Source organism: Streptomyces sp. NPDC048506 (assembly GCF_040651315.1).
Taxonomy (GTDB): Bacteria; Actinomycetota; Actinomycetes; order Streptomycetales; family Streptomycetaceae; genus Streptomyces.
In genome coordinates, this window is record NZ_JBEZIX010000088.1 from 1 (window position 1) to 22,963 (window position 22,963).

General features: G+C 68.5%; 21 protein-coding genes and 1 pseudogene. 11 read left to right on the plus strand and 11 right to left on the minus strand.

From position 1 onward, the window contains the following. Positions 1-251: 251 nt before the first annotated feature. Positions 252-1,166, plus strand: a complete 915-nt coding sequence (locus AB0C96_RS41025; protein ID WP_362925158.1) for an LLM class flavin-dependent oxidoreductase — start codon at positions 252-254, stop codon at positions 1,164-1,166. Between the two features lie 320 nt (positions 1,167-1,486). On the opposite strand, the pseudogene AB0C96_RS41030 reads toward AB0C96_RS41025, so the two are convergent. Next, positions 1,487-2,016 (minus strand): annotated as a pseudogene (locus AB0C96_RS41030) (AMP-binding protein). A gap of 87 nt (positions 2,017-2,103) precedes the next feature. Next, positions 2,104-2,697 carry a TetR/AcrR family transcriptional regulator gene (locus tag AB0C96_RS41035; RefSeq protein WP_362925160.1) on the minus strand — a complete coding sequence of 198 codons (594 nt, stop codon included), beginning with the start codon at positions 2,695-2,697 and terminating at the stop codon, positions 2,104-2,106. A gap of 111 nt (positions 2,698-2,808) precedes the next feature. Between AB0C96_RS41035 and AB0C96_RS41040 the strand changes: the two genes are divergently transcribed. Next, the gene (locus AB0C96_RS41040; protein ID WP_362925189.1) at positions 2,809-3,819 is read left to right on the plus strand and encodes an NADP-dependent oxidoreductase; all 1,011 of its coding nucleotides are present in this window, start codon (positions 2,809-2,811) and stop codon (positions 3,817-3,819) included. A 630-nt stretch (positions 3,820-4,449) separates the two neighbouring features. Beyond that, positions 4,450-5,967 carry an FAD-dependent monooxygenase gene (locus AB0C96_RS41045; protein WP_362925162.1) on the plus strand — a complete coding sequence of 506 codons (1,518 nt, stop codon included), beginning with the start codon at positions 4,450-4,452 and terminating at the stop codon, positions 5,965-5,967. Between the two features lie 315 nt (positions 5,968-6,282). Here the strand turns inward: AB0C96_RS41045 and AB0C96_RS41050 are convergent, their stop codons facing one another. Next, positions 6,283-6,588, minus strand: coding sequence for a hypothetical protein (locus tag AB0C96_RS41050; protein ID WP_362925164.1), 306 nt, complete (start codon positions 6,586-6,588; stop codon positions 6,283-6,285). Between the two features lie 136 nt (positions 6,589-6,724). Between AB0C96_RS41050 and AB0C96_RS41055 the strand changes: the two genes are divergently transcribed. From AB0C96_RS41055 to AB0C96_RS41065, 3 genes are all read left to right on the plus strand, one after another. Further along, positions 6,725-7,435, plus strand: coding sequence for a helix-turn-helix domain-containing protein (locus AB0C96_RS41055; protein WP_362925166.1), 711 nt, complete (start codon positions 6,725-6,727; stop codon positions 7,433-7,435). After that, on the plus strand, positions 7,324-8,262 hold the full coding sequence (locus AB0C96_RS41060; protein ID WP_362925167.1) for a transposase: 939 nt from the start codon (positions 7,324-7,326) through the stop codon (positions 8,260-8,262). Before AB0C96_RS41055 ends, AB0C96_RS41060 begins: the two co-directional genes overlap by 112 nt. Positions 8,263-9,236: 974 nt before the next feature. After that, positions 9,237-9,473 carry a transposase gene (locus tag AB0C96_RS41065; RefSeq protein WP_362925169.1) on the plus strand — a complete coding sequence of 79 codons (237 nt, stop codon included), beginning with the start codon at positions 9,237-9,239 and terminating at the stop codon, positions 9,471-9,473. 362 nt (positions 9,474-9,835) lie between these two features. Here the strand turns inward: AB0C96_RS41065 and AB0C96_RS41070 are convergent, their stop codons facing one another. The 6 genes from AB0C96_RS41070 to AB0C96_RS41095 form a co-directional block, all read right to left on the minus strand. Beyond that, positions 9,836-10,999 (minus strand): oxygenase MpaB family protein, encoded by a 1,164-nt coding sequence (locus AB0C96_RS41070; protein ID WP_362925171.1) that lies wholly within the window; start codon positions 10,997-10,999, stop codon positions 9,836-9,838. Between the two features lie 61 nt (positions 11,000-11,060). Continuing rightward, positions 11,061-12,113, minus strand: coding sequence for a polyprenyl synthetase family protein (locus tag AB0C96_RS41075; RefSeq protein WP_362925173.1), 1,053 nt, complete (start codon positions 12,111-12,113; stop codon positions 11,061-11,063). Continuing rightward, on the minus strand, positions 12,106-12,387 hold the full coding sequence (locus AB0C96_RS41080; protein ID WP_362925175.1) for a polyprenyl synthetase: 282 nt from the start codon (positions 12,385-12,387) through the stop codon (positions 12,106-12,108). Before AB0C96_RS41080 ends, AB0C96_RS41075 begins: the two co-directional genes overlap by 8 nt. Before the next feature lie 401 nt (positions 12,388-12,788). Beyond that, on the minus strand, positions 12,789-13,463 hold the full coding sequence (locus AB0C96_RS41085) for a HisA/HisF-related TIM barrel protein (protein ID WP_362925176.1): 675 nt from the start codon (positions 13,461-13,463) through the stop codon (positions 12,789-12,791). 43 nt (positions 13,464-13,506) lie between these two features. Then, positions 13,507-14,496, minus strand: coding sequence for a 4-hydroxythreonine-4-phosphate dehydrogenase PdxA (gene pdxA, locus AB0C96_RS41090; RefSeq protein ID WP_362925178.1), 990 nt, complete (start codon positions 14,494-14,496; stop codon positions 13,507-13,509). Next, positions 14,493-15,686, minus strand: a complete 1,194-nt coding sequence (locus AB0C96_RS41095; RefSeq protein WP_362925180.1) for a four-carbon acid sugar kinase family protein — start codon at positions 15,684-15,686, stop codon at positions 14,493-14,495. The genes pdxA and AB0C96_RS41095 overlap by 4 nt, the downstream gene beginning before the upstream one ends. A gap of 109 nt (positions 15,687-15,795) precedes the next feature. On the opposite strand from AB0C96_RS41095, the gene AB0C96_RS41100 reads away from it, so the two are divergent. Next, positions 15,796-16,698 (plus strand): LysR substrate-binding domain-containing protein, encoded by a 903-nt coding sequence (locus AB0C96_RS41100; RefSeq protein WP_362925181.1) that lies wholly within the window; start codon positions 15,796-15,798, stop codon positions 16,696-16,698. Between the two features lie 109 nt (positions 16,699-16,807). Here the strand turns inward: AB0C96_RS41100 and AB0C96_RS41105 are convergent, their stop codons facing one another. Next, positions 16,808-17,110 (minus strand): hypothetical protein, encoded by a 303-nt coding sequence (locus tag AB0C96_RS41105; protein WP_362925183.1) that lies wholly within the window; start codon positions 17,108-17,110, stop codon positions 16,808-16,810. 79 nt (positions 17,111-17,189) lie between these two features. Here AB0C96_RS41105 and AB0C96_RS41110 point away from each other — a divergent pair, with 79 nt between their 5' ends. The 3 genes from AB0C96_RS41110 (at position 17,190) to AB0C96_RS41120 (ending at position 21,085) form a co-directional block, all read left to right on the plus strand. After that, positions 17,190-18,356 (plus strand): IS630 family transposase, encoded by a 1,167-nt coding sequence (locus AB0C96_RS41110; protein ID WP_362925184.1) that lies wholly within the window; start codon positions 17,190-17,192, stop codon positions 18,354-18,356. 213 nt (positions 18,357-18,569) lie between these two features. Then, the gene (locus AB0C96_RS41115) at positions 18,570-18,998 is read left to right on the plus strand and encodes a cupin domain-containing protein (protein ID WP_362925191.1); all 429 of its coding nucleotides are present in this window, start codon (positions 18,570-18,572) and stop codon (positions 18,996-18,998) included. 521 nt (positions 18,999-19,519) lie between these two features. Next, a complete protein-coding gene (locus AB0C96_RS41120; RefSeq protein ID WP_362925185.1) occupies positions 19,520-21,085 on the plus strand; it encodes a protein kinase in 1,566 nt (521 codons plus the stop codon). 186 nt (positions 21,086-21,271) lie between these two features. Here the strand turns inward: AB0C96_RS41120 and AB0C96_RS41125 are convergent, their stop codons facing one another. Continuing rightward, a complete protein-coding gene (locus AB0C96_RS41125; protein WP_362925187.1) occupies positions 21,272-22,627 on the minus strand; it encodes an ABC transporter ATP-binding protein in 1,356 nt (451 codons plus the stop codon). Between AB0C96_RS41125 and AB0C96_RS41130 the strand changes: the two genes are divergently transcribed. Continuing rightward, positions 22,611-22,853: a hypothetical protein gene (locus AB0C96_RS41130; protein ID WP_362925188.1), complete on the plus strand. Its 243-nt coding sequence runs from the start codon at positions 22,611-22,613 to the stop codon at positions 22,851-22,853. The genes AB0C96_RS41125 and AB0C96_RS41130 overlap by 17 nt on opposite strands. Positions 22,854-22,963: the final 110 nt, after the last annotated feature.

A 22,963-nucleotide genomic window follows, 5' to 3' on the forward strand; every position in this document is an offset into this window, starting at 1 on the left:
TCCGGGTGTCCGCCCAGCCCTCCCTAATCGTCCTGGTGCGGGTGTGGGGGGGGGGGGGGGGGCCCCCCGCCCCCCCCCACCACCGTCCGCCGGGACGCGGCACTCCCACGGATACGTCAGTGCCGCGGATCCCACTCGGCCCGCGTGTGATGCGCCCGCCCAGGACGACTCCATCCGGAGATGACCGGCGACATCACCCCGGCCTCCTGCACGCACACGTACCCGACGACACCGAAAGGACTCACGGTTCCATGACGCAACCTTCCACCCCACCGCGCTTCGGGATCATGACGGCTCCCTCGCAGGTCGACTACCACGACATCCTGCGTGTCTGGCGCGAGGCCGACACCATCCCGGAAATCGAGCACGCCTGGCTGTTCGACCACCTCATGCCGATCGGCGGTGACCCGAACGGGCCGGCCTACGAAGGCTGGACCCTGCTCTCAGCCCTCGCCGCCCACACGCGACGACTGCGGCTGGGGGTGCTCGTGATCAGCAACCGCTTCCGGCCGCCGGCGATGCTGGCCAAGATCGCCGCGACCGTCGACGTCATCTCCGCCGGCCGCCTCGACTTCGGCATCGGCGCCGGCTCACGCCCCAGCCACCCCGGAGCCCGGCGCGAGTACGACGCACACGGCCTGCCCTACCACGACGCTGCCCACGCCGTGAGTAGCCTCGCCGAAGCGTGCACCGTGATCCGGCGGCTGTGGACCGAGACCGAACCGTTCGACCATCACGGCACCCACATCCAGCTGACCGGCGCCTTCGGCAACCCCAAGCCCTTCCAACGCCCCCACCCGCCCCTCCTCATTGGCGGACGCGGGTCCTCGACGCTGCGGGTCGTCGCCGAGCACGCCGACCTGTGGAACGTCCCCGGCGGCGACATCGCCGACGCCGTCGAACGCAGTGCACTGCTGGACCGCTACTGCGCCGAGATCGGACGCGACCCCGCCTCGGTCACCCGCTCCATCGTGCTGGCGGTTTCCTACGCGGCCCCCGCGTCGACCCGGAACGCGATCGGCGAAGCCACCGAAGCCGGCTTCCGGCACATCGTCCTCGGGCTGGCACCGCCCTACCCTGAACACGTCGCGCGGTGGGTCGCCGACGAACTCATCTCCGTGCCACCAGCGAACCCCGTGAGGAGCGAGCGGGGAAGGACGCGCTGAAGCAGGGCTGCGGTGAAGGCGGTTCGCATCGCTGCGCGCCAGACCTGACGCCGTCGGCGCCGGCAAGAGCGAAAGCGATCAGTCCGGTCCCGGCGGCGTTGAGTACGACGACGGCTTCGAGTACTCCAGGGAGTGAAGCCAAGTACGTTTCCACAGTGCCGAGTTCGACGCGGTGCCCACGGACCTTGACCTGGTGGTCGCTTCGTCCGACGAAGTCGAGTGTCCCGACGGAGTTCCAGCGGACGAGATCGCCCATCCGGTACATCTGCGCGCCGTCCTGACCGGAGAACGGGTCCTTGAGGGACACGCTCGCGGTCGCCTCAGGGACGTCCGTGGTAGCCGCGGGACACCCCGGCACCACCGATGTAGAGGTCACCCTTGGCGCCGGCCGGCAGGGGGCGGAGCTCCTCATCGAGCACGTACAGTCTGGCGCCCCGTACCGGGAGCCCAATGGAGACCGGACCGGGAGCCTCGAACCGAGCGTAGCTCGCCATACCGTGGTCTCCGTCGGCCCGTATTCGTTCACCAGAGCCACGGGTCCCGTGAGCAGTGCGAAGTGGCGCTCGACCAGCTGCTCGGGCAGCGGCTCGCCGGCCACGAGCATTGTGTCGAGCGTGCTCATCTCGACGGTGCCGAAGTGCTCCGCCGCGTCCAGGACAACCGAGTACAGGGAGGGCACGCACAACAGATGCGTCGCGCCGTGGCTGGCGATCAGACGAGCCGGGAGATGCGGGTCGCGGACCTCCTCGGCCGTGACGACGATCAGTTGGCTGCCTGTGGTGAGCGTCCCCCAGATCCCGGCCACGGAGGAATCGAAGGCCAGCGGCGACACGAGCAGAAAGACCGGCACCCCTGGGCGGTGGCGGCCTGTGCCCGCTGCGCGACCCGGATGCGCCGGAGCCGGGCGGCCGAGTCCGCCGGTCAGCGTGGGGCCATGTCAGCCACGGGGCTGAGGGCGGCGTTCCCCCTTCGCATGGCTGCTCCCTGTGCTCGTCAGAATCGCGCTCGCGACGACCTCGAAGAGGCGATCGGCGCGTGGCGCGAGGGAGGGTTGATCGCCCAGCCATGCGAGCGCAGCTACCAGCGCAAACAGATCGGCGCCGTCGATGTCGGTCCGTGCGGTGCCCGCGGCCTGGGCGCGGGTGAGGAGGCGCGCACCGGCTGCGCGCAGGGTGACGCACGCGGCGTGGAGTGCGGAGTCGGTGTCCTCGATGGCGGCTGCCATCAGCACGGTCACGCCCCGATATTCGGTTGTCCACGCGACGCAGTCGCGTAGCCACGAGACGAGGGCGTCTTCGGGCGAGCTGGACGTTTCGAGCTCGCCTGCCTGTGCCGTCAGTTCGTCGAAGCTCGTGCGGAGCAGGGCTTCGAGCAGCGCCTCGCGTGTCGGGAAGTGCCGCAGCAGCGTCGCGAGCCCGACATCGGCCCTGCGCGCGATGTCGCGCAGTGACACGTCGACGCCCTGCTCGGTGATGGCGGTGCCCGCTACTGCGAGCAGGTGGTCGCGGTTCTTCCTGGCGTCGGCCCGCATCTGTCCCTCTTGACTATCCGGATCAGTGGTCCATATATTCGGATCAGTGGTTCACTTATGTGGATCGCTGATCCGAATAAGCGTATCCCGAAGCGCGAGCAGGAGAAAACGATGCCGACACACACGATGAAGGCGGTCCGGCTCCATGAGCACGGTGGCCCGGAAGTTCTGCGTTACGACGAGGTGCCGATGCCCGAGCCGAAGCCGGGGGAGGTGCTCGTTCGGGTTCACGCGGTCGGTGTCAATCCTCCGGACTGGTACCTGCGCGGCGGGCTGACCACGATGCCGGGGAAGCCGGGTTCGACGGTCAGCCTGCCGGTGATTCCGGGGACGGACGTGTCGGGCGTCGTCGAGGCCGTCGCCGCGGACGTGGACGGCCTCGCCGTAGGTGATGAAGTCTTCGGTCTTCTGCGGTTTCCCAGCTTCGACGGCAGCGCATACGCCGAGTACGTGGCCGCGCCCGCGTCGGACCTCGCACGCAAGCCGGCCGGCATCGACCACGTGCACGCCGCCGGGGCACCCATGGCCGGGCTCACCGCGTGGCAGTTCCTGATCGAGCTCGGACACGATCACCCCTCGCCCTTCCAGGAGGTACGGCACCGCCCGACGGCACTGGACGCCGACACGACGGTGCTCGTCAACGGCGCCGCGGGCGGCGTGGGGCACTTCGCACTACAGCTGGCGAAGTGGAAGGGCGCACAGGTCATCGCGGTGGCATCGGGCGCGCATGAAGCGTTCCTGCGCGAACTCGGCGCCGACCGGTTCATCGACTACACCAAGAGCCGTCCCGAAGACCTGGTGCACGACGTCGACCTCGTTCTCGACACCGTCGGCGGCCCCGACAGCAAGCGCCTCCTGCACACGCTCAAGCGCGGTGGCTCCCAATTTCCCGTATTTCCCGGGGACTTCGACGAAGAAGAGACCGCGAAGCTGGGCGTCACGGTCTCCAGCGCCCAGGTGCGCTCGAACGGCGCGCAGCTCGCTGAACTGGGGCGTCTGCTCGACGCGGGCACGGTCCGCGTCGCGATCGACAGCACGTTTGCGCTCGCGGAGGCCCGAACAGCGCACGAACGCGCTGCCCGAGGGCACATCCAGGGCAAGATCGTACTCACGGTCGCTTAGGAACGAGCCGATTCACCGATGCGTTCGGCGCCCGTCCGCAGGGCACGGGCGGCCATCGAGACGCCGACGCTGAGAACTTGGGGCGCGTCTGGCGACCATGCGGCCGCGATGCTCGCTGCGGTGAACCGAGCCGGCCCGTGCGGTCGGCTCGGTTCACCGCAGAAGGTCGCCGAGACGGTCGCATTCCTGATGCCAGCGGAACGGCGACATCACCGGCTGGCACATCACAGTCGTCGGCAGCAGCGGTGCGGCGTCGTGACGGTGGCGCGGCCGGTCGCGAGGCGGCGCGCCGCCCATGCCATGCCTCCGCTCTCCCGGCGCACGCCGGATGGCCGCTGTCGCTGTGCGTGCTCGATCTTTCACCAGACAACAGAGCACGTGCGAGGCTTGTCGCCTGGTGCGGCTGACGTGCGTGTTCAGGCTGGCCATCGTCGCCGGTGGTCAAAGCGCGGATCAGCCAGGAGGAGGCTTCACAGGTCTCAATTCCAGGCCCCACGGGTGGTCGGTCAGCGGAGCCGTGGTGTCGGTCGCCTGTCGGTGGGTGTCGGTCTCATGTCGGTGGGGTTTGACACCTTTCCAAACATCCGGCCGGGTGCCCATCCGGCCGGATGTTTGGAAAGGGGATCTCTCATGCATGACGTAGTGATCGTGGGCGCTGGCCCGGTGGGTCTGTTCCTTGCCTGCGAGCTTGGCCTCGCGGGCTGCTCTGTCCTGGTGCTCGAGCGGGAGCAGGAGCCCCATTCGCCGTTCAAGGCGGCGCCGCTCGGGATGCGGGGCCTGTCATCCGCGTCGGTCGAGGCGTTCTACCGGCGCGGGATGCTGCACCCGCTGCTGACGGCATCGGGCGTCCACGACGATCCCGGCGTGACCTCCGAAGCGGACGAGCCGTCACCCCCTCGTCACGGCGGCCACTTCGCCGGCATAATGCTCGATCCGGCCAAGGTCGACGTCGCCGCCCTGCCGTTCCGGCTCCCCAGCCCGGCACCGGAGGGCATGCCGACCTACCTCGAAGCGGTCGAGGCGCTGCTGTCCGAGCAGGCATCCCAGCTGGGTGTGGAAGTCAGGCGCGGCGTCACGGTCTCGGGCATTACCCAGAACGATGAGAGCGTGGTCGCGCAGGCCGGCGCGGACGAGTACGCGGCGCGCTGGCTCGTCGGCTGCGATGGCGGACGCAGTGCGATGCGTGGGCTTGCGGGCTTCGACTTCGTCGGTACCGAGCCGCTGTTCACCGGCTACACCATGCACGCCACCGTCGCAGATCCCGAGAAGCTGCGCCCTGGGTTCAATCTGACGCCGACGGGCATGTACCTCCAGCCCTCGGAAGGGCACATCGGCATGATGGACTTCGACGGCGGCGCGTTCGATCGCTCGCAGCAGCCGACTCGCGACCATCTCCAGGCGGTTCTGCGCCGTGTGTCCGGCACCGACGTGACGCTGAGCGACGTCCATCTCGCCTCGAGCTTCACCGATCGGGCGATGCAGACGACGGCCTACCGGCAGGGACGCGTCCTGCTCGCGGGCGACGCCGCTCACATCCACTCCCCTCTTGGCGGACAGGGACTCAACACCGGTATCGGCGACGCGATGAACCTGGGTTGGAAGCTGGCGGCGACCGTGCACGGGTACGCGCCGGACGGGCTTCTCGACACCTACACCCACGAGCGCCATCCGGTCGGGGCAGCGGTGCTCGACTGGTCGCGCGCCCAGGTGGCGGCCATGCGGCCGGACCCGCACGCTCAGGCGATCCAAGGAGTGGTTCGCGAACTGATCGGGACCCGTGATGGAACGACCTACGTGTTCGAGAGGATGTCGGGATCGTCGATCCGTTACGACCTTGACAGCGAGCAGCCGCTGGTCGGCCGTAGTGCCCCGGACCTTTGTCTGGAGGACGGCACTCGTCTCGGCGACCTGATGCAGGATGGACAAGGCGTCGCGCTCGATTTCAGCGTCAACCGATCCCTGCACGGTTCAGCGATGGGCTGGGAGAGCCGGATACGATATGCGGCCGGGCGTGCGAGGAACGACCTCGGATTGGGCGCTGTCCTTGTCCGACCAGACGGCATAGTCGTTTGGGCAGGTGATCGCTGCCCTGATCGTGAAGCGTTCGAGCGGGCCGCCGGCCATTGGTTCGGTGGTCCGGCAGTCTGACTGGCTGTTCTCTGTCCCTTCGCGTGGCCGGATGGTTTTCGAACGGGCGACGTCCGGCGGGCGCGCAGGCACGCCGAGAAGGAAACGTGAGACAGCGTGCTGATGTGCCGCAACCCTCTGGCACTCTTTGGTGCACCGAGTGGTACGCGGGCGGGGACAGCCAGTATGAGAGGAACGTACTGCCCAGGTACGACGAAAGGGGCGTGACCCCGACGGTGCTCGGGTCGCGCCCCTTCCTCACCTCAACGTGGCTGCTGAGCCTCGCCGGCTCCCTGCTCCCTGCTCCCGGCGAGTGCACCCACGCTTCAGCCGCGTTCACACGCGCGCGCACTCGCCCCACCGCCCGTAGCGGGCGAGTTCACGCATCAGCTGCCCTTGCGCGCGCTCCTCGTTCAGCCGTATCTCTGCGGCCTCGACCACCTGAGGCGGCTGGCGCTCCTGGATCTCGTGAACGAGTTCTTGCACGTACCCTATCTGCGCCGTTGCGTTGGCATAGATGTTTGCCTGACACTTCGCCTCATCGTCGTCCGCGGCATGAGCCGCCGGTGCCACCGATCCAGCGACCGCGAGAGCCGCGATCACTCCGGCAACAGTGGTGCCGATCTTCGTTCGCCTCCGCATGGCACATCACCTTCCTGTGTTCCGATACTCAAGCGCTGTGCGCCCGAGACAAGAAATGCGCGCCGCTCTATCGACGCCCGGCCACCCCCGGTTTCATTGAGTGGACCCAACCAGCCTGATCCGTAGGAGGTTTGGTGTGAACGGCTCACCCGACGGCGGGGATACGCACAGGCATCAGACCCACACCCGCGGACGCCGCCCGCCCCGCGGCGAGCCCCTGCTGGACCGGGCCTACCGCGTGCTCGCCTCCTTCGGGCCCGACACGCCTGTGCTGTCGTTGACCGCGCTGGCCGCGCGGGCGGACCTGCCCAAGGCCACCACGTTCCGCATCGCCCGCCGACTCGTCGAGCACGGCGCGCTGGAACGCACCAGCTCCGGGCACTTCACCATCGGCATACGCCCCCGCTCCCGGGCTTGTCCTACTGGCCTTTGCCCCCGCCCAGGTCCAGGAGGAGTTCCTCGGCGTCGACCACCTGGCCGACGAGGACACCCCGACCGCGACTATGCCCCTGTCGCCGCCATCTCGATCATCGCCCCGTCCGAGCAAAGCCAACCGGCGGCGCACATCCCCGCCGTGGTCGCCATGGCACGCGCCATCACCCGCGCCCTGGCCACCGACACCATGGACCCCTCCCTGCCCCGCGCCGTGTCCGATGAGCCGACTGGCAGTTCTGACCGTACGTGCGGTCCGGTGCCGGCTACGCGATGCGCCATCGGGTCGGAAGGTGAACGAGCATGGCTGGTACGTCCCCTGCCCCGCGTTCTCGTCGACGCCGGTCGACGGGGGAGGTGGCCGGGGTGGAGGGGACCGGCTCCTTTGGGGCGGCCCCGTCCCGCTATCTGTTAGCTCAGGGCGTGAAAGTGTTCGGTGTGAACCGGCCCGACCAGACTGACCGCCGTCAGCGTGGGAAGTCGGACCCGCTCGATGCCCAGAACGCGGCCCGGGCGGTGCTGAGCGGGCGGGCTCGCACCCAGGCCAAGTCAGGCGATGGACCGGTGCAGATCGCCCGGATGTTCAAACTCGCCAAGGGCTCGGCGGCCAAGGCGCGCACCCAGGCGATCAACCAGCTCAAGGCGGTCCTCGTGAGCGCCGAGCCCTACCTGCGGGAAGAACTGGCCCGGCTGAACAACTCGGAACTCTTCCGTACCTGCGCACGGCTCGCCGACGCCGGCAAGAATGACAAGGGCGACGAAGAGGCGGTGCTGCAGGCCACCCGCGTCACCCTGGGGCTGCGGGCCCGGCGAATCGGGCAGCTCACCGAGCAGATCCAGGACCTGGAAGGCCGCCTGTCCCACCTCGTGGAACGCCACGCCCCGCAGCTGCTCACCGTGGTGGGCATCGGCCCGGACACGGCCGTCACTCTGCTGATCACGATGGGGGACAACCCGGAATGTCTGCGCAGTGAGGCGTCCTTCGCCGAGCTGTGCGGGGTCAGCCCCGTCGAACGCTCCTCGGGCACTCGGCAGTACCGTCGCCTCAACCACGGCGGCGACCGCCAGGCCAACGTCGCCCTGCACCGGATCGTGCAGGTTCGCCTGCGCTTCGACCCACGCACCCAGGACTACTACGAACGCCGCACCAAGGAGGGCAAAACCCGACGCGGAATCGCCCGATGCCTCAAACGCTACGCCGCCCGCGAGGTGTTCCACCTGGTCAGGCCCACACAGTCATGACCCCCGTCATAGGGGCAGTGTGATAACAGGTGAGAGGTGAGGACCCCCGTCGGCTGGCTCCGGCGGGGGTTTCTGCGTTCGGGGATGGGCCTGATGCGTGGTGTCCGACGCGGTCTTGCTGTGCTCCGGCTCGCCGTTGTCGACGGCGTGGGGAGGGCAGCGGTGACGGTGCGGGGGCGGTGGCCGAAGTGCAGCAGAGCGCGGGGGCATGACGCAGCAGACGAGGGTCGTGGCCTTCACGGGCACGGATGCGCCCGCGTTCAGGGAGCGTGCTACGTCGCATTGTTCTGGTTGTGCATTCGTATACCTCAATTCCTGGCGTGGTCGCGGTGCCCGGGAAGGTAAGGGGCCGTGAGACCGCAGGCGTATGCCAGGCAGTGCGCGAGCGCGTGTGCGGAAACGCGTCGGTGCGGAGAGGGGAGGACGGGGGAGTGCTGTACCGCTTGGGTACCCGGGCACATGGCCGAGCCTCGGCATAAGCGCCGCGTCTAATGACGTGACCGGATGACAGTCATGCGGTGTTGCGGCAGTGGACGGCCGTTGCCATAGAGGACATCCAGGTTGCCGGCGCGGGAGTACGCATCACCGCCTCGGCTGCCGCAGATACGGCACGGTGCCCGGGCTGCGGAACACAGTCGGACCGTGTCCATGACCGATACCGCTGACGGCTCGCCGATGTCGCTGCTGGCGGGCGGCCAGTGACGATATGCCTGACGGTTCGCGGATTCCGGTGTGAGGGGCTGTCGTGTGCGTCAGATCTTCGCCGAGCAGGTCGAGGGACTGACCTTCCGGTACGGTCGGCGAAGCCAGCTCCAGCAGACGATGCTGGTGGCGATCGGCCGCCTCCTGGTCGGTCGGGCCGGCGCCCGACTCGCGGGCATGCTCTGCACTGTCCGGTCAGCCCGAACACCCTGCTCAGGCGTATCCGGGCCTTGCCGGCCGAACCACCACACAAGAGCCCGCGGGTACTGGGGGTGGAAGACTTCGCCCTCAGGCGGGGGCACGTCTACGGCACCGTGCTCATCGACATCGAGGCCGGCCGAGCTGTGGACGTACTGCCAGACCGCACCGCGGAGACCTTCACCGCTTGGCTCCAGCAGCACCCTGGTGCGGAGATCGCCTTTCGGGAGCGGCCGGCGCGTACGCTGAGGCAGTCCGCACCGCCGATCCGGAGGCGGTCCAGATCGCAGACCGCTTCCACCTCTGGCTGAACCTGTGTAAGACGGTCGAGAAGTGCGTCGTCGCCCATCGCCGCTGTCTCACCCCGCCTGAGGAAGAGGCCCAGAACAAGGTGGTGGAGCCGCCCGCCGGGTCACTTCGACGACCTCGCCTGGCCAACGCTGGCCAGCGTTCTCACCCGAGCCGAGACAGCAGGCCACACCCTCGGCAGCTTCTCCGACACATTGCCCGCCGGCGAGCACTGGACGACGCCCATTCCGCCGCAAGGACCCTCACCTGGCGCATCCAGTGTTTGGGCGCGAGCCTGGTAGCCGCCACAGGCGCGGCGACGGTGATCTCCCCGGTCCGGCTGGGTCCTGACGACTGGCGCCGCCAGGTCCGCACCGTGGCGTTGTCAGGAGGTGAGAGTGGATGCGGGCGGGGCCCAGCGGTGGGTGCGGGGCACAGCGCTGGTTACGCCGTAGTCCTTTTTCAGCTGTTCGGGGATGGCGTAGTGCATGACGCGTCCGCGGGTAAGGGACGACAGTTCGAAGATGGTCGTGAGATGGCCGAGGCGGTCCAGGGCCCAGGCACCCAAGGGGGAGCGGTCTTCGATGGTCTCCAGTACGCCGAGCAGGCTGGGGACGACCTTGACGACGCTGTCCCAGGCGGTGCGGGGGACCTGGAGCCAGTCGGCGCAGGTGTCGCCGATCAGGTGGCGGATCAGGGCGGAGACGATCGGGTCGAAGAAGGTGCCGGGCACGATCTCCTCGTACAGGTCGATCAGCTGCCGGGTCAGATGCGCGCCTTCGTCGGAGGGGCCCATGTGGCGGAGCATGTACAGGTCCAGGAACTCCCGTGCCTCTTCGAGGGTTTTCGGGACGGCGTCCTGGTCGACGCCGAGGATGGCGCCGACCACGCGCCAGGCGTAGAAGTAGGCTTCGGCGCCTTCGGTTGACATGTGGATGCCGAGCTGGTGCAGGCTGTCCAGGACGAGCAGGGAGAAGAACATCTGCCCGCCGATCATGTCCTCCTGGCAGATCGGCGTTCCAAGTGCCTTGGTGTCCCAGCGGTTTTCGCGCTTGAGGTGGTGGCGGATGGAGGCGTGCAGCAGGCGCACCTTCTGCGCGGCGGGAATGAAGCGGCTGTTCGCCTCGAAGGCGTCGGGCTGCATCAGGTAGACGGTGAACTGGCCTGTCTCCGCCATCCGTTTGGACGGGTAGTTCAGCCCGTGGGTGGCCGACAACAGCTTCGCCACGTGCGGCACCGTGTAGCAGGCGGGCATGGAGGCAAAGGAAAGAGCGGTGGAGATGTGCACGTTGTTGTCGATGAAGAACAGCCGCGCCTTCTCCATCTCGGTCCAGTCCACCCAGGCCGGTGGCACGCTGGTGGCCTGAAGGTACTCGCGGGCCACGTCGGGCAGACCGTCCGGCAGCGGCGCCCCGGCGGTGGAGACGTAGCGCATCAGGGTGTTGAACTTGCCCACCTCACCCCGCTCGAAAAGGGTGGCAACGACGGCGTCGGCGAGTTCGTCACCGGCCTGCCTCAGGGCGTCCATCGACGTCTCGGTGTAGGTCATGACAGCAGTCCTTGTCTGGGCGTTCATACGGCAGCAGCGGCTGCCGCGTTGCGGGAAGGGGTCAGTACCGGCGGTCGGTGGCCGAGTGCGCGAGGTTGCTCAGGGCCCTGCGGGCGTGGGCGGGCATGTCCAGTCCGTCCAGGACGCGGGTGGCTTCCTTCACGCGCGTGTCGATCATTTCCTCGACCTGCTCAGGCGCCTTGAGCGCCACCATCAGCTCGCGCACCCGCGCCAGGTGCCGCTCCTCCAGGTCGCGACGCCCGAGCACCTCGGTCAGCTCGGCGCGTTGTGCGGGCAGGGCGGCTTGCCAGGTCTTGGCCAGCAGGGCGGTGGGGCGGTGGCTGCGGATGTCGTCCAGGCTCGCCTTGCCCGTGTGCTCCGGTTCGCCGAACAGGCCCAGCAGGTCGTCCCGCAGCTGGAAGGCTTCCCCGAGGGGCAGCCCGTAGGCGGACAGTCCGGCGCGCAGGTCCGGGGCGGCTCCGGCGAGCAGACTGCCGATGAGCAAGGGGTGTTCGACGGTGTACTTGGCGGTCTTGTAGCGGATCACCTTCAGCGACGCCTCGGTGTCCGGGCGGGCGCCGGTGTGCAGGATCTCAAGGCATTCCCCCGCGATCAGCTCCCGGGCCAGGTCCGCCCACAGGGGCCGGGCCCGCGCCAGGTAAGCGGCCGGCAGGCCACAGGTGGCGAACAACTGCCCCGCCAGCGCTATCAGATGGTCCCCGATCAGGAGTGCCAGGTCGCGCGCCGCTGCGCGATCGCCAGGGCGCCCGGCGAGGGATTCCTGCAGGGCAAGGTGCACGGTGGGCTGATTGTGTCGCAGGCGACTGTCGTCGATGAGATCGTCGTGCACGATCGCCGCCGCGTGCACCAGTTCCATGGAGGCGGCGGCCCGCATCAGGGCATCGCTGTCGGGCTGCCCTGCGGTTCGCCAGCCCCAGTAGCAGAACGCCGCCCGCAGCCGCTTGCCGTACCCGGCCGCACGCTGCAACTGCTCCGCCACCGGTTGCAGAACGTCATCGATCTCAGCCAGATGCTCGCCTTCTTCTTTCAGGAACGCGCCCAAGACGTCGTCGACGCGCGCTTTGAACGCGGCCGCGTCCCAGACGTCAGACATTGTCGCCAGAAGCCGCCTGCCGGGCGAGCACGTGCTGGGCGAGGATCTCCAGGTGAGCGGGTGCGGCAGCGTACCGGTCCAGGGCCAGCCGGCCGCGGGCCATCAGATCCTGCTCCGCGTCCCGGGCCAGGTCTGGGCCGTCGGCACGGCGCAGCAGGCCCTGAAGCGTCCCGGCTGCTGCGCCAATGGCGCTGACCGCCAGATCGGCCAGGCCCGCCACCAGGAGCACCGCCCGATCGTCCAGACGCTGGCTTTGTTGCGAGGTTGACGTCATTCAGTTGCCCCCCAAGATCACGTGCGCGCAGGTATGCGCCCACTTCCACCCTTCCGCTCTGATCATGGAGCGCCTCACGGGGCGCCATATCTCGGTTACCCAAAAGAGTGAAGATGGGGAACAGGTGTAAGAATTGCCGGATCCAATCGCAAGTGCCGACTACTTAGTGGTCGGCTCCCGAAGTCCTTCGGGGGTTGACTCCGGAGCTGGTGCCGTGCGTCGCGTCTGGTCAGATGTCGGGGTGGCGAGGTAGAGGCCGCAGGCACAGTCTTCCCTGCAAGTTCTTCTGTTCAGGTCGAGCGTGCCCTGACGAGGGTGTGAACGCAACTACCTCTCCTGTTGTGGTGGTTCAGGCTGTAGGGCGGCCGCGTCCGGTGGGGTCCCGTGTGAGGGTGGCCAAATCACACCCGATTCCCTGATAGACCAACCACGGGGGCCAGTTGGGATCGGATGGTTCCGGCGTGGGGCTTCAGGGAGCCGTCGAAGGCGGCGGAGCCGATGGTGAAGGCGTCGGCTCCGGCTGATGCGAGGTCCTGGATCTGGTAGGTGCTGGTGATGGAGCCGGCGACGACCAGGCGGCCGGTGGTGGCGGCGCGGGCGGCGCGGACCAGGTCGAGGGGGTCGGCGTCGGTGGCGCGGTACGCGAGAAGGTCGACGCCGGCGCAGCCTGCGGCCTGCGCTCGTCGGCAGTCGTCGGCGATGCGGTCCGGGTTGCCGGCGAGGCGGGTGGGGTGCCCGAGGGGTTCTCCGGCGAAGGGCAGGTAGCCGATGGGGGTGTCGTGCAGGAGGTTGAGGGTCTCCTCGATCCAGGTACCGCCCATCAGCCAGTCGACGCCGAGTTCGGTGGCTGTCCGTACTGAGGCAAGGGCCTGGTCCCGGTGGGTGCTGACGACTTCGAGGTAGGTGGTGGCGCCCATGTCCTTGATGCGGGTGTGGAGTTGGGTGAGGGTGTCGCGGTCGACGCCGATGTCTTTGAATCCGATGTGGGTGATGCCGAGGTCCTTGATGGTGTCGAGGACCTCGAGGCAGTCGGTGACGGTGCGGTCGGCGCGGGTGAGCATGAAGATGAAGTCCACGGTGTCCTTCGGCTTTCTGTTCCGGGGTTGATGTGATCGGTAGTCAGGGGCGGTTCGGTGCCGCTGAGGAGAGGCGGTCGGCGTGGGTCAGGGCGGTGAGCAGGCTGGTGTGGTCGGCCGAGCCGAGACCTGCGATGTCGAAGGCGGTGCCGTGGTCGACGCTGGTGCGGACGAAGGGCAGGCCGATGGTGATGTTGACGCCGTGTTCGATCCCCAGGTACTTGACCGGGATGAGGCCCTGGTCGTGGTACTGGGCGACCACGGCGTCGAAGGCGCCGGCGCGGGCTCGCATGAAGACGGTGTCGGCGGGCCAGGGTCCGCTGGCCTGGATGCCTTCGCTCTGTGCGGTCTGGATGGCGGGGGTGATGATGTCCAGGTCCTCGCGGCCGAATAGGCCGTTCTCCCCTGCGTGGGGGTTGAGGCCGGCGACGGCGATGCGGGGGGTGGGCAGGCCGCTGCGCTGGAGTGTGCGGTGGGTGAGGCGGATGATGTCGAGTTCGCGGGCGGTGGTTATCGCGTCGATCGCGGTGCACAGCGACTGGTGCACGGTGACCAGGACGACCCGCAGTTCGTCGGTGGCCATCATCATCGCGTAGTCCGTGGTGCCGGACAGGTCGGCGAGGATCTCGGTGTGCCCGGGGTAGGGGACGCCGGACAGGCGCAGTGCTTCCTTGTTGATCGGCGCGGTCACCAGGGCCCGTACCTCGTCGGCCAGGGCGAGCTGGATACCGCGGCGGACGTACTGGAAGGACGCCGCTCCGGCGCGGGCGTCGAGTGCGCCCCAGGGCAGGTCGGTGGGAAGGCCGTTCTCGGTGAGGACGTCCACCGTGCCGGGTGCGAACGTCGCCTGGTCGATGGATGCGATGGGGCGGATGGTGAGGTGTGTGCCGGCGATCTTGTCGGCGCGGGCGAGGACGTCCACGTCGCCGATGACGACGACGGGCACGGTGCGCCGGGGATCGGCACACGCTTTGAGGGTGATCTCGGGGCCGATTCCGCAGGGGTCGCCCATGGTGATGGCGATCGGGGTCATGCGTGCTCTCCTGGGTCGAGGGGATGTCGGATGAGGTGGCACAGGCGCAGGAGCATGGCGTCGTCGCCGAAGCCGCCTGCCTTGATCAGCACGGGGAGGGGGAGCTGTCCGAGCAGGGTTCCGCGGGCGACGCCGGGTTCGGGTTCGTCGAGCAGGCCGATGCCGGTGGCACCTAGGGTCTGGAGCACGGTCGCGGCCGTTTCTCCCCCGGTGACGACGAGTGCGTCGACCAGATGCTCTTCGGTCAGCGCCTGGACGACTGCTGCCAGAGAGCGGGCGAGTGCTCGTGCGGTCTGTGGGGCGCGGCGTTCATCGGGTGTTTGCAGGGTGAGGACGGGGGCGGTAAGGCCGCGCAGCGTCTCCACGGCCGTGGCCGGATCGCCGGTGACGGTGACCCCCTGGACGTCCGCCCCGGTGCGGAGCGCGGCCAGCTGCCGCCGGGTCGCCGGGTTGGCGCTGCCGACGACGATCAGTGGGCGTCGGGCCGGCCCGGGCACCGCAGCAGCGCTGCCGGCAGCGTGTGCGCACCTTCGGGCCAGGGCGGCCGCCAGCCCCGGGCAGCCGACCCACAGCACGTCGTCGAGGCGCGGCACCGCTGCCACCAGGCGGTCGAGTTCGCCGTCTTCGGCGGCGGAGTAGACGATCAGGTCACCGTTGCCGATCAGTTCGGGCAGCTCGGCTGCCCGGCCCGGCCCTGCTGGCACGGCCTCCGGGAACAGCGTCGCGAGGTCCGAGCACCGCACGGGGTGTACCGGGTCGCGGGCGAAGTCGCTCTCGTGGACCGGTAGGCCCCGCACGTACTGGACTCCCTCCACCGTCACCCTGCCCTCCGCTGGGAAGGCCGGAGCGATGACAACGGCCCGCCTGCGCGATCCCGCCCACGCAGCCCGGACCTCTGCCGCGACATGACCGCGCAGAGTGGAATCCACCGTTTTGAACAGCAGCCCGGAGCCTGCGAACAGGCGCGCCGCCCGCCACGTACACATAGCGGCGGCCTCCTCCTCCAGTACGCGGCTCTCAAGGTCGACCGCGGTCACGCCCGTGGCGTGCCGCGGCACCGCTGCCGGGGTGGAGAGCAGGATCTGGGCATCGTGGCCGGCCCGGCGGAACGGCGCGGCACCGTCCCCGGCGCTGGTGAGGTCGTCCGCCAGGATCGCGATGCCCGACCGCATGTCGTTGCGGAATGTCATGCCCCACCTCTCCATAGGTCAGCGTTTCCGTGACTGGATCAATAGTCGTTCAGGCAAAAGGGCAGGACAAACGATTCATTCTCACGAGACCTGTGAGTAAAATTCACGCATGCGATGGTCGGCTCTTCCCCCTTTGAATGCGCTGCTGTCCTTCGAAGCGACCGTGCGGCACGCGAGCATGACCGCGGCGGCGCGGGAACTGCATGTCACGCATGGCGCGGTGAGCCGACAGGTCCAAAACCTGGAGCGCTCCCTTGGGGTATCGCTGTTCGAGCGACAGGCACGCGCCCTGCGCCCGACCCCGCAGGCTCGCCAGCTGGCGGCCGTCGTCCGGGACGCACTCGATCAGATCGATGCGGCAGCCCGGCAGATCTCGCACCGCACACCCGCAGGACCGCTCACCCTCTCCTGCGAGCCCACACTCCTGATGCGGTGGCTCATCCCCCGGCTGCCCGACCTGGCCATGAACGTGCCGGACGTCACCGTCCACCTGTCCGCAGGCGGCGGCCCCGTCTTCTTCGAGCGGGACAACATCGACCTCGCGATCCGCCGAGACGACTTCCCGTTCCCCGAAAAGGTGAACCGGACCCGCTTGTTCGCAGAGCGGATCGGACCCGTCTGCCGGCCCGATCTCGCGGCCCGCCTGACCGGCGCCACCGACGTATCGAAGGCAGCCCTTCTACACACCGACACACGACCGCAGGCGTGGGACGACTGGCGACGCATCACCGGCATGAGAGCAGAGCCCGCCTCCCAGCAGACCCTGGAGCACTTCTACCTGACTCTCCAGGCTGCCGCGGCCGGCGTCGGGGTCGCCATCGCCCCGTACGCCGTCGTCCGCGACGACCTGGAGCGAGGACAACTCGTCGCGCCCTTCGGCTTCGTCCCCGACGGCACCAGCTACCACCTCCTCAGCCGTCAACCACCCGAGCAAGACGCACGCGTCCGCCAACTGACGGCATGGCTGCGGGCCCAAACGACCCAGCTCGAATCCGATTCCGAACAGGCGTGACCGACGGACTGCTCCGAAACCAGGGCCGCCGCGGGGTGGCCGGCAACGCACTTCGCCGCCTCCGCCTTGTCGTCATTGCTCCACCACCGTGGCGGCGGCGTCCATCTCCTCACGCAGGGCAGAGGGCGCCTTCGGGGGTGCCGGCGAAGCTGCCGGTGGGCAGGATGGTGTCCTCTTGCTTGTCGCTGCTCGCGAGGTAAAGCGCGAAGCCCCATTGCGATGCCGAGCCACCGCAGTGCAGACGCATGAGTTTGACGCTCTGTCTGTGCGCCAGTTCGCCGTCCACGTAAGCGAACTGGCCGCGGTGGTGGATGTCCAGGCCGGTCAGCTGGGGCCAGGCGGCGCGGGCACGGGCGGTCAGTTTCTGGGCGAGGGAGGACTTGGTCGACTCCGGCACGGTGGGTATGGGCACGTCCTGCCTGGTTACCTTGTTGGGCGCTGCGACAGACTCCCGCCGGTAAGATCCACTTCTGCTGATCGGCCTACCCGCCTTGCCCGTTGCCGCCGCCCGTCCGATCGTGCTGACCGCCTCGCAGAGGCACCGTCTGAAGAAGGCGGCCTGGGGCCACAAGACCCCTCACCAGGCCCGGATCCGAGCCCAGATCGTGCTCCACGCCGCCTGCGGCCTCTCCAACGCGCGCATCGCCCGCGAGACGGGCCTGCACCTGGACACCGTTCGGACTTGGCGGGGTCGGTTCGCCGAGCAGGGCCTTGCCGGGCTGGCCGACCGCAAGCGTTCGGGCCGCCCGTGCGCATTTACCGCGCTGCAAGCCGCCCGGGCCAAGGCCCTGGCCTGCCAGCTGCCCGCTGAGACCGGCACCCCGCTGTCTCGCTGGAGCTGCCCAGAGCTGGCCCGCGAGCTGACCGCGCGCGGCATCACCGGCCCCGTCTCGCCCTCTACCGTGCGTCGCTGGCTGCACCAGGACGCGCTCAAGCCCTGGCAGCACCGCTCCTGGATCTTCATCACCGACCCCGGTTTCCGCCCCAAGGCCGCTCGCGTGCTGGACCTGTACGCCCGCATCTGGCAGGGCGAACCGCTCAGGCAGGGCGAGTACGTCATCAGCGCGGACGAGAAGACCTCCATCCAGGCTCGCTGCCGCTGCCACCCCACCCTCGCGCCCGGCAAGGCCCGGGCGATGCGCGTGAACCACACCTACGGCCGCGGCGGCGCGTTGGCCTACCTGGCCGCCTACGACGTCCACCGCGCCCGGGTGTTCGGCCGCACCGCACCGCGCACCGGCATTGACCCGTTCATGACTTTGGTCACCCAGGTCATGAGCCAGGAGCCCTACGCCAGCGCCAAGTGGGTGTTCTGGATCGCCGACAACGGTTCCTCCCACCGCGGACAGGCAGCCACCGACCGACTGACCGCAGCGTTCCCGAACGCGGTGTTGGTGCACACCCCCATCCACGCCTCCTGGTTGAACCAGGTGGAGATCTTCTTCTCAGTCGTGCAGCGCAAGGTCGTCTCGCCCAACGACTTCACCGACCTCACCCAGATCGGGGACCGGCTCCGAACCTTCGAAGACCGCTACAACACCACAGCTGAGCCGTTCCAGTGGAAGTTCACGACCTCCGACCTGGACGATTTGCTGGCCAGGCTCGACCGGCACACCGCCGATCACCAGGAAGAATCCTCTGCGGCCGTGACAACTTGATCAACCCCCGAAGGACTTCCGGAGCCAACCACTAAGGGGGAACCGATGACAGCACCTACCGTGTCCGCAGTAGCCGTCGCCTTCGCGGCACGGCTCAGCACGGTCGCCGTGCCACTGCTTCGTTCGGCATCGTCTGTGCGTCATGTGGGCGCTCTGTTCAGCCCGACGTGGTTCTCTTCCCTCCCACTGCCTGTTGGGAGAGTCCCAGTGACCATGATCGACGGCGTGAACTTTCAGCGCGTGTCGGCCGACGACACTGCTGTTGCACTCCCGCGGACCCATTCCTACGAGAACCTGCACTTCCACATCGACTGGATTCGTCGCGCCTCGTGCTCCCTGGAGCTGGCGTTGGGGCGGCGCGTTGCCTGTGCGGCGTACGCCTCGCAGGCCGGCGATACCTCCCTGGGCCCTCACAACGACGACTGGGATGGGGTCATCGTGCAGGTGGAGGGGGAGAAGCAGTGGCGTGTGTGGACGGACCCGCACAACGGCCCGAAGGAGGTCGTCTCTCGGGTCGGTGACGTGCTGGCTCTGCCCCGGGGTGTCCGGCACGACGTCAGCACGCCAGGGCGGTCGCTGCACCTGGCGTTCGCCGTCACGGATCAGCCTCACGTTGTGGAGCCGACGCTCGCTGGCACGTGAGGCGGACGCCCGGAGGCGGCCGACAGCTGGTGGGGAAAGTGCTGACGCACTCTCCCCACGTTGCTTTTGGCAGCACGACGCAGGCGTGCCTGCGGCCACGTGTCCGCGGGCACGGCGGCGCCGTGCATCGTGTAGGGAGGGCGAGTTCGTGAGCACGGGCTCCAGCGAAAAGGTCAAAATCCGCGTGTGACGAGCAAAGGTTGCGACGCTTGATCACGAGCAGAAGTGCCCATTGGGACATGCTTGGTGGTCACGACGAGTGGTGGCGCCCGGGTCAGTGCGGATGGGCTTGGGGGCCAATGGTGTGTCGTCAATGGGCTGTTCGTGGATGGAGTGAGGTGCAGTGCTGGTAGCTGGCTGGTCTCCTGTTTCGGCCAAGGCCGTCCGCCACCGGCTTCCCGAGTTGAACCTCAGAGGCAATGCTCACCTTGTCGTGTGCCGCCGTGCAACTCACGCCGCCTGTAAGGTGATTGACCCAGACGCTGCACGGTGAATTCGTCGCATATTCGAGAGGTGCGGGAATGAGGGCACTGGGATCGCTGGGCGCGGACGACCCAGCCGAGGTGGGTTCGTACCAGTTGCTGGGGGTGCTCGGGCACGGCGGTATGGGGCGGGTGTATTTGGGGCGGAGCCGAGGTGGGCGGCTCGTTGCTGTGAAGGTGGCGCACAGGCATCTGGCGGCGGATGAGCGGTTCCGGACGCGGTTCGCGAGCGAGGTGGCGGCGGCGCGGCTGGTGAGTGGGGAAGCGGACCACAACCGTACAGCCCCCGTGCTCACCGCCGATCCGGAGGCCGAGGTGCCGTGGGTGGCGACCAGCTATGTGGCGGGCAGCGACCTGGCACACATGGTGGAGGAGCATGGCCCAATGCCCGAACGCACCGTACGTGCACTGGGCATCGGACTGGCCGAGGCGCTGGGCGCCGTGCATGCACAAGGGCTGGTGCATCGGGATGTCAAGCCCTCCAATGTGCTGCTCGCGCTCGACGGCCCGCACTTGATCGACTTCGGCATCGCCCGCGCCGCCGAGGCGGCCACCCGGCTCACCTCGACCGGCGTGGCTGTCGGCTCGCCCGGCTTCATGGCTCCCGAGCAGGTCACCGGCGAGGCAGCAGTCGGCCCTGCCACAGACGTCTTCTCACTCGGAACCGTGCTCGCCTACGCGGCCAGCGGCCAGCAGCCCTTCCCTGGCGAGAGTGCCGCCCAGCTGCTCTATCGGGTCGCTCATGCCGAGCCGCGGCTTGACGGTGTTGCGCCGGATGCCGTGAAGGAGCTGGTCTCCGCCTGTCTCACCAAGGATCCTGCCGCGCGTCCGGCACTGCCGGAAGTCGTGCGGGCCTTGGCCGGCGAGCAGGGTGCGGGCGCATTACTGGATTCCTCCCGCTGGCTGCCCAGGGCCGTCGCCGACGACATTGGTCGCCGGGCTGTCGAACTACTCCAGTTGGAGTCCGCCTCGGCGGAACCCGGGTTGCCTGCGCGGCCCCGCTCACCCACCCTCGTGGACTCCGCACCGGCTTCCGGCCCGAACGCCGCCACAGTGACGGTGACCGTCCAGCCGAAGCCGAAGCCGAAGCCGAGGACCACGGCCAAGCCTGAGTTGGCGAACAAGCCGAATCCCCCGGAGGCCCCGGCGGGAAAGCGAGGCCCGTGGCTGGCCGTGGGAGCCTCTGCGCTGCTCGCTGTATTGATCTTCGGCGTCTGGAACGCCTTCCAGGGCGATGACAAACCCGCTGCCCTCCCCAACCGCTTCGTCGGCCGCTGGAGCGACTCGGCGAACGGCTACGACAACCAGCTTGAGCTCAACGCGGGCCGAGTCGGCGAAGATGTGGGTGCGCTCACCGCCGATGTCGACGGCAAGAATGGCTCCGCCACCTGCAGTTACCGTCTGAGGCTCAAGCGCCTGGAGAACGACGGTGCGTACGCCTTCTTCGATGCCGACCCGAGGTCCAGCAACCGTGCTCAGTGCGGCGCACCCCTGGAGATGCAGGTGGAGCAACAGCGTTTTAAGGGCCCGAACGGCGTGGATGTCATCCATTTCAGCGCCGATGACCCGGTCACCACACTTGGCGCGCTGTTCCACGTTGGCTGATTGACTGCCAGTGCAGTGTTGGGCGGTGCCGTCGTGGCGCTGGCCATGAATGCCGAGACCGAGGTGGCCCAAGGTGTGAAGGACTCGTCCCGCCCGAACTGAAGGTCGTGAACAATCGGCAACTGGGAACTAATGAATGCAACTCCTGCTCACGATCACCTGGGGTTGCTCGAACGGCGCTCATGATCACGCGGAAGTACTCGCGGAACCACGGAATCTAGAGATCGGCTGCCCTTCGGGGTCACTTTCTTGCAGGCGGTGGAGTTCGGCGAAGAGCCCGTCGGCGGACAGGAGCTCTGGGTAAGAGCCGCTCTCGACGATGTGCCCGTCCTTCAGGACGAGGATGCGGTCGGCGAGCTTGGTGTTGGCGAGCCGATGGGTCACGAAGAGGGTGGTGCGGCCGGCAGCGAGCCGTGCAAGGCGGCTGAAAACCCTGTGCTCGCCGCGTGCGTCCAGGGCGGCGGTGGGCTCGTCCAGGATCAGGACCGGGGCGTCGCGGTGGAAGGCGCGTGCGATGGCGATGCGCTGCCACTGGCCGCCGGAGAGGTCGTGACCGCCCCACCAGGAGCGGGCCAGGGAGGTGTCGAGGCCCTGGGGGAGGTTGTCGATGATGGCGTGGGCTCCGGCCAGTTCGGCGGCCCGTCGAACGGCCTGGTCCCGGTCGACCTGGGGTTGTCCGAGGGTGATGTTCTCCCGGGCGGCGAGAGGCCAGCGCGTGTAGTCCTGAGGGACAACTGCCGTCGTGCGCCACAGGGTCCCGGGGGAGAGGTCGGTCACGTCGTGTCCGTCCCACGTCACCGTTCCCGCGTTGGGGAGGTAGAGGCCGGTCAGCAGCTTGGCAAGGGTGGTTTTGCCCGAGCCGTTCTCCCCGACGAGCGCGATGACCTCGCCACGTCGGATGTCTAGGTTGACGTCGGCGACGGCGGCGGTGCTCTTGCCGGGGTAGGTGTAGGTGAGGCCGCGGGCACTGATCGTCTGAGGGCCTGCGGTCGGAGCCGGCTTGGGGCCGCGGCGCATTGCCCAGGTGTGTGCGCCGTCGAGGAACGCAGCCCAGTCTGCGATGTAGAGGCTGGTGGCAAACAGGCGGGCCGCAGCGCGGACTGTGCTGGTCAGGGCGCTGCTGGCCGTGCGGACCACCAGGACCGTGGTCCCCGCGGCTGCCACGGCCATGTGCCCGGTGAGCATGAGGTAGACGATGCCGGACCAGGCGACTGCCAGAGCAATGGTGGACAGCAGATCACCCATGCTCTGGGTGAGTGTGGCCTGTCGCGCCGCGGCGATCTGTTCGGTCTCCAGGCGACCGGAGATGATGCGGTACTGGGAGAGAAGGAACGTGCCCATGGTGCCCGAGCGGATCTCCGACGCTGTCCCGCGGTCGGTGGTGTACTGCGCCAGTACCCTGCGCAACCGCGGGTCGGCGAGGCTGCGGTGGGCAGCGTCGTGGTCGAGCCGGGCGGCGCGCACCGCCCCCCACACCCGGGGGACGACTGCCAGGAGCAGCAGTGGAAGCAGCAGGATGTTGAGGGTGCCAACGACGACCACCGCAGCGATGAGCTGGGCGCAGGCGGAGACGAGGTTCTGCGCGCCGCTGATCAGCTCTGGGGTCTCCTCCGCACCCTGGGTGGCAGCGAACCGCGTCGTCGAAGGCGGGGTCTTCGTAGGCGCCGAGTTCGGCGTCGGTGGAGGCGGTGATGACGGCGAGGTCGGCGTCCCGGTTGACCTGCGGGGCCAGGCAGCGTGCCGACAGGCGGGCGCCGGCATCCGCTAGATGAATGAGTCCGAAGTTTGTGCTGGCCGCGACCATGGCGAAGGGCGCCCGTTGGCTCGTGTGTGACGACAAACCTGGACGCCCTTCTGGCGGCACTGTACGTGTTCATC